The sequence below is a fragment of the Bacteroidota bacterium genome (assembly GCA_016194975.1).
Taxonomy (GTDB): domain Bacteria; phylum Bacteroidota; class Bacteroidia; order Palsa-965; family Palsa-965.
The window spans coordinates 78603-96517 of the sequence record JACQAM010000006.1 but is presented as its reverse complement, the minus strand read 5'-3'; the positions used below and the strand labels follow the sequence as shown (position 1 = coordinate 96517).

The 17915-nt window shown below is 44.2% G+C and carries 14 protein-coding genes; 11 read left to right on the top strand and 3 right to left on the bottom strand.

All coding sequences use genetic code 11. The annotated features are described in order from the left end of the window. Window positions 1-75 precede the first annotated feature (75 nt). From HY064_04070 to HY064_04030, 9 genes are all read left to right on the top strand, one after another. Window positions 76-1182 (top strand): Glu/Leu/Phe/Val dehydrogenase, encoded by a 1107-nt coding sequence (locus tag HY064_04070; protein MBI3509816.1) that lies wholly within the window; start codon window positions 76-78, stop codon window positions 1180-1182. A 59-nt stretch (window positions 1183-1241) separates the two neighbouring features. Beyond that, the gene (gene nusB / locus HY064_04065; protein MBI3509815.1) at window positions 1242-2159 is read left to right on the top strand and encodes a transcription antitermination factor NusB; all 918 of its coding nucleotides are present in this window, start codon (window positions 1242-1244) and stop codon (window positions 2157-2159) included. Window positions 2160-2251: 92 nt separating this feature from the next. Then, window positions 2252-2719 (top strand): DUF1573 domain-containing protein, encoded by a 468-nt coding sequence (locus HY064_04060; GenBank protein ID MBI3509814.1) that lies wholly within the window; start codon window positions 2252-2254, stop codon window positions 2717-2719. Window positions 2720-2815: 96 nt separating this feature from the next. Continuing rightward, entirely contained in the window at window positions 2816-3124 is a 309-nt protein-coding gene (gene yajC, locus HY064_04055; GenBank protein MBI3509813.1) for a preprotein translocase subunit YajC, read from the top strand. A 133-nt stretch (window positions 3125-3257) separates the two neighbouring features. Next, window positions 3258-4241, top strand: a complete 984-nt coding sequence (locus HY064_04050; protein MBI3509812.1) for a YbbR-like domain-containing protein — start codon at window positions 3258-3260, stop codon at window positions 4239-4241. Next, window positions 4213-5274, top strand: coding sequence for an alkane 1-monooxygenase (locus HY064_04045; GenBank protein MBI3509811.1), 1062 nt, complete (start codon window positions 4213-4215; stop codon window positions 5272-5274). The genes HY064_04050 and HY064_04045 overlap by 29 nt, the downstream gene beginning before the upstream one ends. Then, entirely contained in the window at window positions 5274-6749 is a 1476-nt protein-coding gene (locus HY064_04040) for an AMP-binding protein (GenBank protein MBI3509810.1), read from the top strand. The genes HY064_04045 and HY064_04040 overlap by 1 nt, the downstream gene beginning before the upstream one ends. Before the next feature lie 50 nt (window positions 6750-6799). Continuing rightward, a complete protein-coding gene (locus HY064_04035; GenBank protein ID MBI3509809.1) occupies window positions 6800-8656 on the top strand; it encodes a PQQ-binding-like beta-propeller repeat protein in 1857 nt (618 codons plus the stop codon). 89 nt (window positions 8657-8745) lie between these two features. Continuing rightward, window positions 8746-9420 (top strand): hypothetical protein, encoded by a 675-nt coding sequence (locus tag HY064_04030; protein MBI3509808.1) that lies wholly within the window; start codon window positions 8746-8748, stop codon window positions 9418-9420. Between the two features lie 53 nt (window positions 9421-9473). Here the strand turns inward: HY064_04030 and HY064_04025 are convergent, their stop codons facing one another. Beyond that, window positions 9474-12041, bottom strand: coding sequence for an ATP-dependent Clp protease ATP-binding subunit (locus tag HY064_04025; GenBank protein MBI3509807.1), 2568 nt, complete (start codon window positions 12039-12041; stop codon window positions 9474-9476). Window positions 12042-12310: 269 nt separating this feature from the next. Here HY064_04025 and gyrA point away from each other — a divergent pair, with 269 nt between their 5' ends. Next, a complete protein-coding gene (gene gyrA, locus HY064_04020) occupies window positions 12311-14932 on the top strand; it encodes a DNA gyrase subunit A (GenBank protein MBI3509806.1) in 2622 nt (873 codons plus the stop codon). Between the two features lie 65 nt (window positions 14933-14997). Next, window positions 14998-16281, top strand: coding sequence for a tetratricopeptide repeat protein (locus HY064_04015; GenBank protein ID MBI3509805.1), 1284 nt, complete (start codon window positions 14998-15000; stop codon window positions 16279-16281). A 182-nt stretch (window positions 16282-16463) separates the two neighbouring features. On the opposite strand, the gene HY064_04010 is transcribed toward HY064_04015, so the two are convergent. Together HY064_04010 and HY064_04005 are read right to left on the bottom strand one after the other, a co-directional pair. Next, window positions 16464-17405 carry a TIGR01777 family protein gene (locus HY064_04010; GenBank protein ID MBI3509804.1) on the bottom strand — a complete coding sequence of 314 codons (942 nt, stop codon included), beginning with the start codon at window positions 17403-17405 and terminating at the stop codon, window positions 16464-16466. Then, complete coding sequence (locus HY064_04005; GenBank protein MBI3509803.1) at window positions 17402-17908, bottom strand: transcriptional regulator; 507 nt, start codon at window positions 17906-17908, stop codon at window positions 17402-17404. The genes HY064_04010 and HY064_04005 overlap by 4 nt, the downstream gene beginning before the upstream one ends. Window positions 17909-17915: the final 7 nt, after the last annotated feature.

Genomic DNA, 17915 nt, shown 5'->3' with positions numbered 1-17915 from the left:
TCGGCCTTGCATTAATTTGAATGCGGGATGCAAAGTTAGATATTTTGATTCCTGTAAATTCTTCAATCAAAAAACATGCTGACAGTGAACGACACTAAACCCCAGACCAATACCGGCGGACCACTCGGACAAATGTCCGTGTTCGATCATGAACAGGTTGTTTTCTGCAATGATAATACTACCGGCCTCCGTTCTATAATCGGAATTCACAGCACTGTTCTCGGCCCCGCACTCGGCGGCACGCGCATGTGGGCGTACGCCTCCGAAGCGGAAGCGCTTACAGATGTGTTGCGGCTGTCGCGCGGAATGACGTACAAAGCTGCAGTAGCAGGATTGAATCTCGGGGGAGGAAAAGCGGTGATCATCGGCGATTCAAGAAAAGATAAAAGTGAAGCGCTCATGCGCCGGTTCGGAAAATTCGTGGATTCACTCGGCGGAAAATATATTACTGCAGAAGATGTAGGCATCAGTTCCCGCGATATGGAGTATGTGCACATGGAAACAAAACATGTTACCGGTATTCCTCCTGCACTCGGCGGAAGCGGCGATCCTTCTCCTGTTACAGCTTACGGAGTTTATATGGGAATGAAAGCTTCTGCAAAAGAGCGATGGGGAAATGATTCTCTTTCCGGGAAAAAAATCGGAGTGCAGGGAGTAGGGCATGTGGGATCGAATCTTGTCGATCATCTTGTGAAAGAAGGAGCGAAAGTTTTCATCACAGATATTTTCGAAGATCGCGTTGCGGAAATAAAAAAGAAACACGCATCAGTTGAAATTGTTTCCGGCGATAAAATCTATGATCTCGATATTGATATTTATGCGCCCTGCGCTCTCGGTGCCACCGTTAATAACGAAACACTTTCACGTTTGAAATGTTCTATCATCTGCGGGGCCGCCAATAATCAACTTGCCGATGAGAATGTTCACGGAAAGATCGTGATGGAAAAAGGAATTCTCTATGCACCCGATTTTGTGGTGAACGCCGGCGGACTAATCAATGTTTATTCCGAAGTTGCAGGTTATGGAAAAGAATATTCCATGGCGCAGGCAAGTGATATTTACAAAACAACATCCGACATTTTCATGATGTCGAAAAAAGAAAATATTCCAACCTTTCTTGCTGCGAATAAAACGGCAGAAGCAAGGATAAAAGCCATTGCGCACAACCGGACAAAACGCTGAAATTTAAAAGCGACGTTCTTTAATTTATGCTGAACAGGAGGTATTTGCGGATCAAGGTAATGCAGTCACTGTATGGATTTTTCCAGTCAGAAGATGATGACATGGCCAAAGGAGAACGGGAATTACTCAGGAGCATCGATCGCACGTACGAACTTTATCTTTATCTCCTGCTTCTTCCGGTTGAACTTCTTCGCGTGGCACAGAATAAGATAGAGATCGGTAAAAACAAACATTTGCCTACTGCCGAAGATCTTTCTCCCAATCTCCGTTTTCTGAATAACCGCGTCATTGATCAGTTGGGTAATAATTCAGATCTCAAGCGGGAAGCTGGCGCACGTAAACTCACCTGGCAAACTGAATCTGAAATTAACATACTGAAAAAATTATGGGAGGAAATTTCCGGTTCTGATGAATACAAAAAATACATGTCATCCGGTGGAGGTTCTTATTCGGCCGACCAGGAATTTCTTCTCGAAGTTTTTAAAAAATTCATTGCCGACAGTGAAGATTTCGAACATTTCATTGAAGAAAAAAATATGCACTGGCCGGGCGATATGAATATGTGCGTTGCTCCCACAGTCATCCGAACTTTTGAGAATTGCAATGAAATAAAAGAACCGGCATTGTCGCCGTTGTTCAAAGATGTGGAAGAGGATAAACAATTTGTGCTCGATCTTTTCCGTAAAACAATAATGGGAAACGGAGCCAGTCAGCAACTCATTTCAGAAAAAACAAAAAACTGGGAAGTGGAACGCATTGCATTGATGGATGTGATCCTTATGAAAATGGCCATTACCGAATTGCTCCATTTCACCAGTGTCCCTGTGAAAGTTACACTGAACGAATACATTGAAATTTCCAAAACGTACAGCACACCTAAATCAAAACAATTTATAAATGGTATCCTGGATAAACTTGTTGCTGATTTCCGGAAAGAGGATACGATGAAAAAAACCGGGCGTGGACTCATTGAATGAAAATACCGGTTGAGGTTTGTAACAACTATTTGCAAAATACTCCCCGTGCATTGGGCAAACTGCTTTACTTTTGTTGGAACAAAAAAATGATCATGAATAAGCACCACATTATCCGTCTCTCCGCTATTGCGATCCTTGCTTTCGCATTGGCTTCCTGCGCTCCGAAAAAACCAGATGAAGTTTCTACCGATATGGTTGACATCAGCGCGAACGCAAGCGGAAATTCTCCTTCAGGAAAAGCGCCGGTCATGAAATTTGAAGTTGAAAAATATGATTTCGGAAAAATTTCGCAGGGCGAACGCGTTAGCTATGCGTTTAAATTCAAAAATGTCGGCGGCAGCGATCTCCTTATTTCCGAAGCGCACGGAAGCTGCGGCTGCACTGTTCCCGATTACCCGAGAAAACCTATTCCTCCCGGAGCAGAAGGTGTGGTGAATGTGGAATTCAATTCACAGGGGAAAAGCGGGCCGCAGGAAAAAACAGTAGCCATTACCACCAATTGCGAACCGAATACAAAAGTCATCACCATCACCGCAGACGTTCTTACTACACAGAAATAATTTTTAAAAAAAAACTACATGTCACTTCACACTCTTCTTCTTCAAGGAGCAAAAACAACCACCACCACAGCGCCATCGGGCGGCATCAGCCCCGGAATGCTCAACATTCTTATGATTGGCCTGCTCGTTGTGGTTTTCTATTTTTTCATTCTTGGCCCACAACGTAAAAAACAAAAAGAGCAAACTAATTTTCTCGGTGAGATCGGGAAAGGAACAAAGATCGTTACCATTGGCGGCATCGTTGGAAAAGTGATCGAAGTGCGCTCTAAAACTTTCGTGATCGAAGTGGAGAATGGCGGACGATTGCAGATCCTCAAGAGCGCTGTTTCCCTCGATAATTCAAAAGCGATCAACAGTCCTGATAACGACGAGAAAAAAGAAAAGCTCGAAGAACTGAAAGCCTGAGTTTAAAAAAATCGTGAATTCCTTCGGAGGGTCTGGTATCAAAACTGTTGTGAAAGCGGTGAGAAATAAGATCAACGAAGGAATTTTTATTTTTATTCATCCGTGAAAATAAATTGAAAAAATAAAAAAGCAGTTGGAAGAAAAGGACGACATACTGGGAAAAACAAGATCACTCCGGCCTTTATCCAACAGGAGGATCATTAATTTCCTCGGTTGTATTTTTCTCGCATCAGTTTTCTGGCTGCTTCACCAGCTTTCCAAAGAGTACACTCTTTTTCTCAAAGTTCCTGTCACTTATGTGAACACGACCAACAAAGATCTTGTCCCGGTCGATCTGCCCGATTCACTCGATGCTGAAGTTTCCGGTTCCGGTTTTACCATCTTCGCGAACGAATGGACGCACGTGCTCAACCCGCTCGAACTCGACATGCGTAATGCGCGCTCCATCAGCGACGGAAATTTTTCGCTCGCAACAAATTCTCACCCGGAAAGAATCGAAGGCGCACTTGGCCACGGTTTCCGTATCATCAAGATCATGCCCGACAGTATCATCATCAGTTTTTCCGGCAAGAATGAAAAAAGAGTTCCCGTGCGGCCGAAAGTCACTGTGCAGTGCGCAGCTTCTTTCCGTGTTGGCGACAGCGCTTTCACCGATCCGCAATTTGTTCTCGTAAGCGGGGCAGAGGTGCTGCTCAATAAAATTAATTACGTCGAGACGGAATCGCGTTATTATTCTTCACTCGATCGTTCAGTGAATGAAACGGTGAAACTTGTTCTTCCTCCCGAACTCAGCCAGGTTTCGCTCGTGCCGAAAGAAGTGCAGTTGAAAATAAATGTGGACCGGTTTACGGAAGAGAAAGTGGAAGTTCCCATCGAGCAGATCAATGTTCCTTCGAATGTTACCTGGCGCACTTTCCCCGATAAAGCTGAAGTTATTTTTCTTGTTCCTGTTTCGCAATTCTCATCGGTGAAACCGGAAATGTTCCGCGTGGTGGCCGACTATTCGAAACTTGATCCTTCGGGCACAACTGTTCATCTCGAAGTGGTAAAGCAACCGGCCATCGCCAGGAATATCAGAATCGTTCCTGATGGAGCAGAATTCATTATTCGCCGCTGAAATGAATTTCCGTTATTCCATACGTTACCTATTCGCCCTGCTGCCGGGAATTCTTGTGCTGCTTGGAAATATTGTAAGTGTGAAATTTGCGATCGCAAATATTATTTGGGCAATGGTGATTCTTCCCTGTGCAGACTGGATAAAAAAACCTTCAGAGAATGATCCGCCTGAATTCACAGATAGTTTTTTCCCTGATCTTATTCTTGTCATTTCTTCGTTGCTGCATATTCTTTCGGTTTTTGCTTTGCTGAAGATGGCGGTTCATCCACAAAATATTTTTTCGCTTATCACCTGTGCGCTCTCGACAGGATTGAATACCGGTGTGGCAGGATTCATTTGTGCACACGAACTTGTTCACCGCAAATATTTTTATGCGCGCATGCTCGGGCAGGTGAATCTTTTTCTCGGAAGTTATATGCATTTTTATATTGAGCATATTCACGGTCATCATAAAAATGTAGGAACCAATGCTGATCCTGCTACAGCGCGTTACGGAGAATCCTATTATGATTTTCTCACACGGTCTGTTCCTTTTCAGTGGTGGCATTCCTTGCAGCTCGAAGTGAAACGCCTGGAGAAAGAAGGAAATGAATTCACTTACGGGCTTTCGAATTACGTGGTAACAACAACTGCGCTTGAACTGCTCATGTTTGTTGCTGTAGGAGTGATCCTCGGAAAATTCGCTTTGCTTGCTTATGCCATTCAAACTTTATTTGCGATCCATTTTCTGGAATATGTGAGTTACATCGAACATTATGCACTCGTGCGCGGCGAAGAAAAAAAGATCGATGCCATTCATTCCTGGAGAACAGATAAACCCGGAAGCCGGAATTCGCTCTTCGAACTCGTTCGTCATTCTGATCATCATCTTCGTGCATCGAAACCTTATCACACACTCGTATCGCATGCAGGCACGCCTGAACTTCCTTCCGGATATTTCGGAATGTATTACATCGCGCTCTTCCCGAAATGGTGGTTCCGCAAAGTGAATCCGCTTGTGCCGGAAATTTTTAAAAAGAAAATCGCGGAATAGTGGCTGCAACTTTTCCTGAACGTTTTGCTGAAATTGTCGTGGAGCATCCGCGGAAAAATATCTTGGAAGACGGGCATGGAAAATATTCTTCGGAATTTATTTTCAATTCAGCAAGCTTTATCGGTGCGGAACTTTTTTCTCACCGGAAATTCAAAGGAGAACGCATTGCGCTGCTCTGTCCGCCGGGCATAACTTTTACAGCAGGATTACTTGCGGGATGGATGAGCGGTGCTATGGTGGTTCCAATTTGTAAAGAGCACGCTGTTCCCGAAGTAGAATATGTTCTGAAAGATTCGGGCGCTGAAATAATTCTCTGTCATTCTTCGATGCTCGGCCATTTGCCCGGTGGATTGAAGAATATAATAGAACTTGATGAAAAAATATTTTCCGGCAAATTCATTCCTTTCAATTGGGATTATCCGGCTGCCGGCTGCAATGCGCTCATGCTTTACACCAGCGGCACCACCGGGAAACCGAAGGGTGTCGTGCACACGCATGCATCCGTACTCGCGCAGGTTACGTGTCTCGTGCAGGCGTGGGAATGGAATGAAGTCGATTCTATTCTGCATTTTCTTCCATTGCATCACACGCATGGTTTGATCAATAAACTTTTATGTGCTCTTTATTCGGGCGCTCATTGCGAAATGCTTCCGGAGTTTAATGCGGAAAAAGTATGGGCAAAGATCGCGGGAAGAAAATATTCTCTTTTCATGGCGGTGCCCACTATTTATTCCAAATTAATTTCTCATTGGGAAAAATGCGATCCTACTATTCGGGAAAAATATTCCGATGCCTGTCGAAATTTCCGTCTCATGGTTTCCGGTTCGGCAGCGTTGCCTGTTCCTGTTCTTGAAAAATGGAAAAAGATCAGCGGACATTTTTTACTGGAAAGATACGGGATGACGGAAACCGGGATGGTGTTGTCGAATTCTCTTCACGGCAAACGGAAAGCAGGTTGTGTTGGGGTACAACTTCCCGGAATGGATGTTCGGATAAGCGGGGAAGGAACAGAAGGCGAACTTGAAGTGAGAGGCAGGAATCTTTTCAAAGAATACTGGAACCGGCCGGAAGAAACGAAAAAGAGTTTCACGAAAGACGGATGGTTCCGCACAGAAGACATGGTTGTGTTTGAAGACAACGTGTTCCGCATCGCCGGAAGATTATCGACCGACATCATTAAATGCGGTGGCTATAAAATTTCAGCACTGGAGATCGAAAATGTTTTGCTGGAACACGCGGCCATTGAAGAATGCAGTGTGGCTGGCATTGAAGATGAAACGTGGGGAGAGAAAATTGCAGTTGCCCTGAAGCTGCAAACCGGTGAAAAAGAATTTTCGCTGGAAGAACTGCGTGCCTGGGCCAAAGACAAACTTGCCCCGTACAAAATTCCTTCGCTGTTGAAATTTGTTGCAGAAATCCCGAGAAATTCAATGGGAAAAGCGTTGAAGTCAGAAGTGAAAAAGCTGTTTTTGTAAGCGAAAATTCTCTCTTTTTCGTATCTTCGGTACCCCCTTCAAAAACTCCCATGGCCATTCGCTGGCGTTTCATTTCAGGATTTCTTCTTTTTACCACGCTGTTTGTTGTTTTTCAAACCGCTTGTTCAGTTTTTATTTTTCCTGCTCCACAGGTAGAACAACATTTTTCCATTACAGAACCCACTGTTTCACTGGAAAAAAAGATCCCGGATTCCATCGACATCCGCGTTTCCACTTTCCTCGGTAACGAAAAAAGAAATTATTACGGCGACTCTGCAAGTGATAAACTGAATGTGATCTGGAAAACTTTTCTGGGCAAAGGCACAACGATCGTCACCGCAAAAAAAGGAGTAGAGGAGTGGTTCGGTGCGGGATGGACCGGTCAGCCACTCGTGGTGAAAGAAAAAAACAAAACATGGCTCATACAGGGAGCTTTCGATCACAACCTGAAAAAAATTGATGCTGCAACCGGAGAAGTCACCTGGAATTATTCTTTCGATGATATTCTGAAAGGAACAGGAACCATCTGGAAAAACGACAGCGCAAAAGATCCGCAGAACAGGATCGTGATCATGCAGGGAAGCCGCAAAGGTGTGGATGTGGAAATGTGTTCTGGAATTGCAAATAGTTTTCGTGCTGTTTCTTTTTTCACCGGGAAAGAAGTATGGCGCTTCAATGTGAAACATACGGCAAGCTATAGCCGCGATTGTGATGCATCTGCGCTCGTGGTGAATGATACCGCTTACATCGGCCTGGAGAATGGAAAATTCATTTCATTCGATCCGGGAAAAGAAACACAACCTGACGATTCTGTTTTTCATCCGCGCGTTTTTTCAGAAGAGCAACTTTACAATAACGAGGATGCGGCGAAACACGGGGGAAATCTTGTGACGGAAAGTTCTCCTGCGCGCATTGGCGATCACGTGTACATCACTGCGGGCTCCGGGCACGTGTACGGGTATTCGCTCACAAAAAAAATTATTGATTGGGATTTTTACATTGGTTCCGATTTGGATGGAACTCCTGTTGTTACTTCCGACAGTTGCATTCTCATTCCGGTAGAAAAACAATACATCACCGGCAACGGCGGAATTTTCAAACTTGATCCGAAAAAAGATCCTGCACAATGTGTGCAATGGTATTTTCCTACCGGCGATCTTCATTTTGCAGATTGGGAAGGTGGAGTAGTAGGAAGTGTGGCGGTGAATGATTTTTATAACAAAGGAGGCGATGATCATCTTGCTGCATTCACCGGCATCGACGGAGAATTGAATGTGGTGCAATATGATCGCATTGAAAAAGATTCCATGTCCACGGGTCCCGACGGAAAAACAAAATATCCAGTTCCGGTTCTTCGTTATCACAAACATATCGGCTCTTCCATTTCCACTCCTATTTTCGTTCAGGATCATCTTATCGCTGCAGGTTATTCCGGAATTTATTTATTCTCGTACAGTGCCAATGGGAATTTTTTTCCTCTGGATTTTCATCCCGGGATTTTTGAAGCAAGCCCTGTTGCTAATGGAGGAAAAATTTTCATCGCATCGAGAGACGGATATCTTTATTGTTTCGGCGACACGTTGAATAATGCTGTTGCCAATTCAGATGAAAAACAACAAAAAGAAATTGCCGGACTCGTTACGCCTGTTTTCATTGAGAAAAATAAAAAAAGTGCGCGCCCCGAAACGAACGAAGATTATTCACTCATCGCCGGAGTATTCCGCCAGAAATCAAATGCTGATCTCACATTGCGCACATGGCGCACGCGCGGGTATCTCGCAGAACTCGAAAAGAACGGCGACCTGTATTATGTTTCTGTTTCAAAATCATCGTCCGTCGATTCACTTTCTTCGGTAGCCGCAGATGTGCAGGCAAAATTCCACGCTGATACCTGGATCAGGAAATAAATTTTCCTTCATAGAAATCTGTTCAGGTTGGAATAGTTCTGTTGTTGCCGGCAAAATAGAGTACCAATGATTATATTTGGGAATTGAGTATGGCAAAATACTTCCGCATTTTTTTATTCTTTTTTCTTTTTCCTTTTGAGTTGCTGCATGCGCAGGATCTGAAGAATGGTGTTCCTTTTAAAATGAGTGTACGCGGAACTGCAACTGTCCCGCATGGTTTAGCAAATAAAGCGTATCGCCGTAGTTTCACTGGTATTTATGATGTTACTGTAAATTTTTCTTACGCTGTTTTTCACGGTTTCCAAATTGGAATTCAATACGAAACTAACCTTTGGAAGACGGCCGATAATAAAATTCCGGGCATCAATACCTATGCACAAAGTCATCACGGCGGAATTCGCGTTGGTTATGACAGAGTAGTGGGAGATAATTCGGTATGGTACGTGGGTCTCACCATGATGGAAGGGCAGGTGCATTATTACGGACTTTCCATTCTTGCTACGCCCGATCCTGCCATTCTGAAAACGAAATACATTTATAAAATCATCGCTGCAGAAACCGGGGTTTATTTCTATACCGAAGGAAGTTTTGCGATCGGTATCCAGGCCGCTGTAGATCTTACCGATTATCATTTCGATCCGTATCGTCTCTACCTGAACGAACACAAAGCATACATCGCTTCCGATCTCAACGGAAATCTAAACTACCTGAATGTAGGATTCATGGCGGTGTATAGTTTCAGGAAGGAAAAAGCGAAGACGTAAAAAAAAATAGCCCGCCAGTTAATTGGCAGGCTATTTAATTTATTGGTTTTGTTTTATTCTTCTTTCTTATCCGATTTTTTATCCTTCTTCGTTTTCGGTTTTCCTGCAGTGATAGAAATATCTTTTTTCTCTTCGTCATAACCGATCACGACCGAATCACCCTCCGTAATTCCGGATTTGATGATCTCTTCTGCGAGCGGATCCTCTATGAATTTCTGGATCGCGCGTTTGAGCGGGCGGGCGCCATAATTCGCATCGAATCCTTTATCAACGATGAAATCTTTTGCTTTTTCAGTGATGTCCACGTTGTAACCCATTGTTGCAATTCGCGCAATAAGTTTTCCGAGTTCAAGATCAATGATCTTGTGAATGTTGTCGCGTGAAAGTGAATTGAACATTACTACATCATCAATTCTATTGAGAAATTCGGGAGCGAATGCTTTCTTCAGTGCATTTTCAATAATGCCTTTTGCAAAATCATCGGAACTCACCTGCTTAGCTCCGGTACTGAAACCAACTCCTGTTCCGAAATCTTTCAGCTGGCGTGAACCGATGTTGCTCGTCATGATGATGATCGTATTCTTGAAATCAACTTTTCTTCCGAGTGAATCTGTGAGTTGTCCATCGTCAAGCACCTGCAACAAGAGATTGAAAACATCCGGATGTGCTTTTTCAATTTCATCGAGCAGCACCACGGAGTAAGGTTTACGCCGTACTTTTTCTGTGAGTTGTCCGCCTTCTTCGTATCCCACGTAACCGGGAGGCGCGCCTACGAGACGCGACACAGCAAATTTTTCCATGTACTCGCTCATGTCGATGCGGATGAGTGCATCATCATTATCGAAAAGATACCGTGCGAGAATTTTTGCCAATTGCGTTTTTCCAACACCGGTTGGTCCAAGAAAAACAAATGATCCGATGGGTTTGTTAGGATCTTTAAGTCCTGCGCGATTTCTCTGGATGGCTTTCACCACTTTTTTTATCGCTTCACTTTGTCCGATAACTTTTCCCTCGAGTGCTTCGAACATCACAGAAAGTTTATCACTTTCATTCTGAGAAACACGCTGCACCGGAATTCCGGTCATCATGGAAACAACTTCTGCAACATTATCTTCTGTCACTGTTTCGCGATGAGAGCGGCTTTCTTCTTCCCACGCTTTCTTTGCAGCTTCAAGTTGTTCCTGCAACTGGCGCTCACGGTCGCGCAGGCGTGCGGCCTCTTCGTAACGCTGGCTGCGCACCACCTGGTTCTTTTCTTCTTTTACTTTTTCAATTTCCGCTTCCACCTCAAGAATTTTCTTCGGAACTTTTATGTTCGTGATGTGCACGCGCGATCCGGCTTCGTCGAGTGCATCGATCGCTTTATCCGGAAGATGACGATCGGTGATATAACGCGAAGTGAGCGTTACACATGCTTTGATCGCATCATCGGTATAGGAAACGTTATGGTGATCTTCGTATTTCTGTTTGATGTTGTTCAATATCTGGATCGTTTCATCAACCGTTGTGGGTTCAACGATCACTTTCTGAAAACGGCGTTCGAGCGCTCCGTCTTTTTCAATGTACTGGCGGTACTCGTCAAGCGTGGTTGCGCCGATGCATTGAATTTCTCCACGTGCGAGTGCGGGCTTGAACATATTGGAAGCGTCGAGTGAACCGGAAGCTCCGCCTGCGCCGATGATCGTATGAATTTCGTCAATGAAAAGAATTACATCAGGAGATTTTTCGAGTTCATTCATCACAGCTTTCATACGTTCCTCGAATTGTCCGCGGTATTTTGTTCCTGCAACAAGAGCAGCAAGATCAAGAGCAACAACGCGCTTATTGAAAAGCACACGCGAAACTTTTTTCTGAATGATACGCAAAGCAAGTCCTTCGGCAATTGCCGATTTACCAACACCCGGTTCTCCAATGAGAATGGGATTGTTTTTCTTTCTCCGCGAAAGGATCTGCGACACACGTTCAATTTCTTTTTCACGGCCAACGATAGGATCCAGTTTTCCGTCTTCGGCAGATTTGGTAAGATCGCGTCCGAAATTATCAAGCACGGGAGTTTTAGATTTGCTGTCTGCAATTTTTTTCTGACTGGCGCCGAATGCTCCTTCATCTTCTCCTTCATCGTCCGGCGTATTGGGAAATTCAGATTTCGGAGTGGATCCGGAAGATGTTTCATCAGAACTGCCGGCGGCACCATTCTCAATTTCACTTTTCACGGTTTCATAATCCAGGCCGAATTTATTCATCGCTTTTGTTGCCACACTGTCATCATCTTTCAGAATGGAAAGCAGCAGGTGTTCTGTTCCGATTACCGAGCTCTTGAAAATTTTCGCCTCGAGATAAGTGATTTTAAGCGCACGTTCAGCTTGTTTCAGCAATGGAATATTTCCGAGGTTATTAGAATTCTTTTTGGAAGTGCCGGAGGTGATCGATTCAACTTCACGGCGCAACTCTGCAAGATTAACATTCATGCTCTTCAGCAAGTGGACAGCTTTTCCTTCACCTTCGCGGATAATTCCAAGCAGAAGATGTTCTGTTCCGATGTGATCGTGTCCGAGACGCAGCGCTTCCTCCCTGCTATAGGTGATCACATCCTTTACTCGCGGTGAAAATTTAGCTTCCATAACTTTATTTTTTTTGCAAAATGTCCTTGTTGTGAGGATGTACTTAACTATAAAATTACCCATTTTTCAGGGCATTTCAAAAGTAACTACAATCACTCCCGACGAGGGCTTTTCATCTCGTTTTTATTCACGTGAAAATGTTAATAATAAGAGCGTAAATGGCCTCGTTTTTCAAGTGATTTTCGGTACTTTCGGGCTCCTGATTAACACACGTTTTCTCCAATGAATTATGCAAGAAACGTGCTAAACTGAAACAGTGACATTAAGACATGGCTGAAGGCGAAAAGATCATCCCGATCAACATAGAAAATGAAATGAAAACTGCTTACATCGATTATTCGATGTCAGTGATCGTTTCCCGCGCGCTACCGGACGTACGAGATGGATTGAAGCCGGTACACCGCCGCGTTTTATTCGGAATGCTTGACCTGGGCGTGCTTTCCAACAGGCCCTATAAAAAATCGGCGCGTATCGTTGGTGAAGTCCTCGGTAAATATCATCCGCACGGCGATAGTTCAGTTTATGATACCATGGTGCGAATGGCGCAGGAATGGAGTCTGCGTTATCCGCTCGTTGACGGACAGGGAAATTTCGGCTCTGTAGATGGAGATCCTCCGGCAGCGATGCGTTATACCGAAGCGCGACTGAGAAAAATTGCGGAAGAAATGCTTTCCGACATTGAGAAGAATACCGTCGACTTCCGTCCGAATTTCGATGATTCACTTGAGGAGCCAACTGTTCTTCCTTCGAGAATTCCGAATTTATTGGTGAATGGCGCTTCCGGAATTGCTGTAGGAATGGCAACGAATATGCCTCCGCATAATTTATCAGAAGTTATTGACGCCACCATTGCATACATCGACAATCGTGAGATCTCCATTGAGGGATTGATCAAACATGTGAAGGCGCCCGATTTTCCAACCGGTGGAAGTATTTACGGATACAGCGGAGTGAAAGAAGCGTTGGAAACCGGAAGAGGAAAAGTTGTGCTCCGCGCAAAAGCGCATATAGAAACAGAAGGAGGAAAAGAAAAAATTATTGTCACTGAAATTCCATATCTCGTGAACAAATGGCAAATGATCAAAGCAACTGCCGATCTTATCAATGAGAAAAAACTGGAAGGAATTTCCGACTTACGTGACGAATCGGATCGTGATGGAATGCGCGTGGTTTACGATCTTAAAAAAGATTCTATTCCCAATGTAGTTCTCAATAACCTTTACAAGTTCACTGCGCTACAGACTTCGTTCTCGGTAAATAATATTGCGCTCGTCGGAGGACGCCCGTATTTGCTTAATCTCAAACAACTTATCGGACATTATGTCGATTTCCGGCATGAAGTTGTTGTACGCCGAACAAAATACGATCTCGAACAGGCAGAAAAACGTGCCCATATCCTACAGGGTTATCTCATTGCACTCGATCATCTTGATGAAGTGATCCGCATCATCCGCGAATCTTCAACACCGAATGAAGCGAAAGAAAAATTAATGAGCAGTTTCAGTCTTTCCGATATTCAGTCGGCTGCTATTCTCGAATTGCGTTTGCGGGTACTCACCGGGTTGGAGCGCGATAAGATTCGCGAAGAATTTGATGACCTGATGAAACTTATTTCATTCCTGAAAGAAGTGCTGGAAGATGAAACGCTGCGAATGGAAATTATCAAAGATGAATTGCGCGAAATAAAAACAAAGTACGGCGACGAGCGAAGAACCGAAATTATTTACACCGCAGGCGAACAACGCATAGAAGATCTCATCGTGGATGAAGATGTAGTGGTGACCATTTCTCACATGGGTTACATCAAACGCACGCCGCTTTCGGATTACAGAGCGCAGAATAGGGGAGGACGTGGTTCAAGAGGATCGGCAACGCGTGATGAAGATTTTGTTGAACATCTTTTCGTTGCCAACACGCACGGCTATCTTTTATTCTTCACCGAACAGGGACGCTGCTTCTGGTTGCGCGCTTATGAAATTCCGGAAGGAAATAAAACTTCGAAGGGAAGAGCGATCCAGAATCTGCTCAGTCTCCCGAGTGCCGATAAGATCCGCGCCTATATTCTCGTGAAAAATCTTTCGGAAGAAGAATACATCAAAAATAATTTCATTGTTCTCTGCACGAAAAAAGGCACAGTGAAGAAAACGGTGCTCGAAGCATATTCGCGCCCGCGTGCTAACGGCATCAACGCCATCAACGTGCGCGATGGAGATACTTTACTGGAAGCAATCCTGGTGAACAACGATGATCAGCTAATGATCGCATCACGAATGGGAAAAGTGGTTCGCTTCAGTCAATCCGTAATGCGCGGCGAAGAAAAAGTGATCACGCTTCGTGCGATGGGAAGAAATGCTTCCGGCGTTCGCGCTATAAAACTTGCCGGAGAAAAAGATGAAGTAATCGGAATGATCTCCATGCCTCCGGCAAATCGTCCGGCTGTACTTGTTGTTTCTGAAAAAGGTTATGGAAAACGTTCGGATGTGGATAATTACCGCGAAACACGCCGTGGTGGAAAAGGAGTGAAGACGATCAACATCACGGAAAAAACCGGCGTACTCATTTCCATAAAATCAGTGACGGACGAAAATGATCTCATGATCATCTCCACGAATGGAATTGTCATTCGCATGTGCGTTGCTGACCTGCGCGTGATGGGACGCGCTACGCAAGGCGTACGACTGATCACATTGCAGGAGGGAGACAATATCGGCGCAGTGACAGTTGTTGAATCAGATCCTGATGTAGAGCATGTGAAGGTGGATGGAACAGTGGATACTTCTATGGCGGATTCAGCCGATGAACAGGAACCGGAAACAGAAGAATCAACTGACGATGCCGACGATCAGCAGGATGATGATGGCACGGATATTGAAAATGAACGTGAGGATTGAGTTTTATGGAATTCTTTTCATTCAACCGTCATTATAAAAAGAAAATAAAATCAAAATAAAAAACAATGAAACGTTTTTTCGCATTAGCAATTATCTTTTCATTAGGAACTGCAGAAGTAATTGCTCAACCCAACGAAGTGACCAATGCGTGGTCTGCTTTGAATACTTATCGCAAATCAAAAGATCCTTATGATCTCAATAAAGCGAAAGTTGCTATTGATAAAGCAACCATCAATGCAGATACAAAAGACAATGCAAAAACATGGGGTTACCGGGGAAATATTTATCTCGCGCTTTACCAGAAACAACTTTCGGATACAATTGCTGCTCATCCTGAAATTACCGAACCTCCGAAAAAAACTGCTAAAGCATTTTTCGCTTCGCCGGTTGCAAATCTTGTGGAGGCAACAAATTCCTACCTGAAATGTAAAACGCTTGATGCAAAATTGCAGGTGTACCAGGATGATTGTTACGGACCGGGCTTGCGCGATTGTTATAACGATGTGCAGAATGCAGGCATTACACGTTTCAATCACCAGATGTATGCAGAGTCGGAACCGATGTTTGAACTGGCCATTGATATTTCTTCATCATCAAAAATGTTTGACACAGTGAATGTGCACAACGCTGCCGATGCCGCACTCAATTCGAAAATGTATGAACAGGCGCTGAAAAATTTCAAGTTGCTTGCTGCTGCTAATTCCGGCGGAGGAGATACCTGGGCAAAGATCGCTTCGGTGTACAAAGAAATGGGCGACACCGTCAATTACAAACAAACGATCAGTGATGGATTGAAAAAATATCCAGGCAACGGAACATTGCTCGTGGAAGATGTGAATATGAAAATGAAAGCGGGAAAAGATCAGGAAGCGATCGATGAACTGAGCGCACTCATTGCTCAACGGCCGAATGATGCGCAGTTGAATCTCGTGGTTGGAAATGTTTATGATCGACTGGCGAATCCGAAAAATGCAGATGGAACAGATGCGCCTAAACCAAAAAATTATGAGGAGCTCGTGGATAAAGCAGCAACGTATTACAAAAAAGCAATTGACATTGATCCGAAATCGCTTGAAGCGAATTACAACCTGGGTGTGTTATATTACAACCAGTCAGTAGAGTATTACAACCGCAGCGCATCAACAATTGCAGATGCAGCAAAATATCGTGGTATGTGGGAAAAACCATTGCCTGATGCCGCAAAATATCTTGAAACAGCGCACACGCTCGATCCGAAAGACATGAGTTGCCTGATCGCGCTCAAGAATTGTTATAGCCAGATGAGTGACGATGCAAACTACACGCGCATAAAAGAAGAAATAAAAAAATTACAAGCGAACGGAGGATAAATTCAAGAATTAAAAAATTAGAAAGGACATTGTCAGGGAGACAGTGTCCTTTTTTTTGCGCTTTCTCTTGAACATGATAAGCTACAGGTGACAGAAGAAATGGCTAAAATTTATATTTAACATAACATTAATTATAGGACATAAGCTTACCAATGAAAAGATCTAATATGATGGTCTTATAACTACAGATTGGACGCTTTTACAATATTGTGTATGGCCTCACGGAACTGTGGGAATTCGAACCGGAATCCTTCGCTGAGTAATCGTGCGGGAACAACCCAGCGGCTTTTCAATAAAAGTTCTGTTTCAGTACCAATTAATATTGCGCCGATCGTCAGCATCCAGGTAAACGCCGGCAATCCAAAACTTTTTTTCATTTCTTCGCGGATGATCTTCATCGCGTCCTTGTTGATGTGCACATCCGGCGCTGTGCAATTGTAAATTCCTGTCGCATTTTTATTTTCAACTATCCATTCCATCACACGCGCCATATCGCGCTCGTGTATCCACGTAAATCTTTGCTGTCCGTTTCCGTGGCGTCCGCCCAAACCGAATCGCACAAGATTTTTAAGCCGCGGAAAAACTCCGTCATCCGGTCCGAGCACAATTCCCACACGCAAAGCAACTTTTCTGGTACGCGGAGTTTCCTGTGCGAAAAAAGTTTTTTCCCACGCTTTACAAACTTCCACTGAAAATCCTTTGCCGATCTCACCGGTAGTTTCATCCATTGCGCGATCTTCTGCATGACGATAAATAGTTGCCGAAGCACAATTGATCCACACGCGCGGCGGATTTTTACACTGTGCGATCACTTGCCCTAGAATATTGGTAGCGTTCAGTCTTGAATCCAGGATCTCTTCGCGGTTCTTTTTATTGTAACGGCAATTCACACTTTTCCCGGTGAGATTAATGACGAGATCTGAATTCTCGATTTCATTTTTCCATTCGCCCGCTCTTTTCGCATCCCACGAAACGGTCCTGATATTTTTCCGCTGCGGAATTATTCTTCTCGTCAATATCACGATCTCATCGCATCTATCGCTGAAAAAATCGGCAAGCACGGTTCCCATATAACCGCTGCCGCCGGCTAGAATTATTTTTCTGAATTTATTTTTTTCTTTCATCGGAATGCTTTCATCAGTGTTCCGAAAAACCAATTCTCATCTGCTTTCAGCAGCGCATCCATCGAAGTGTCCATTTTCGAAGCAAATTTGTGAATGCTGTTCACGGTTTCCACGAATCGTTTTCCCTCGGGATCGCCGGCTTTGTATTCCACTTTCTTCAGCGCTTCCAGTTCGCGCACTACGGGACCGATCTCGCGGCGCTTGCGTTCACGCACGATGCGTTTCGCAATTTCCCAGATATCTTTTTCCGCAGTGAAATATTCTATACGTTCTCCGGGCACATGTTCTTTTTTTACCAGCGTCCAGTTGATGAGGTCACGCAGATTCATATTCGCATTTCCCCTCGAGATGTTCAGCGATTCCATCACTTCTTCGGTGGTGATGAGCCGGTCTGTGATGAGCAGCAGCGCATGCACCTGCGCCATAGAACGGTTGATGCCCCATTCGGAACCGAGACGTCCCCAGGTACTGATGAATTGTTTTTTGGCTTCATTGAGTTTCATGTCGCCA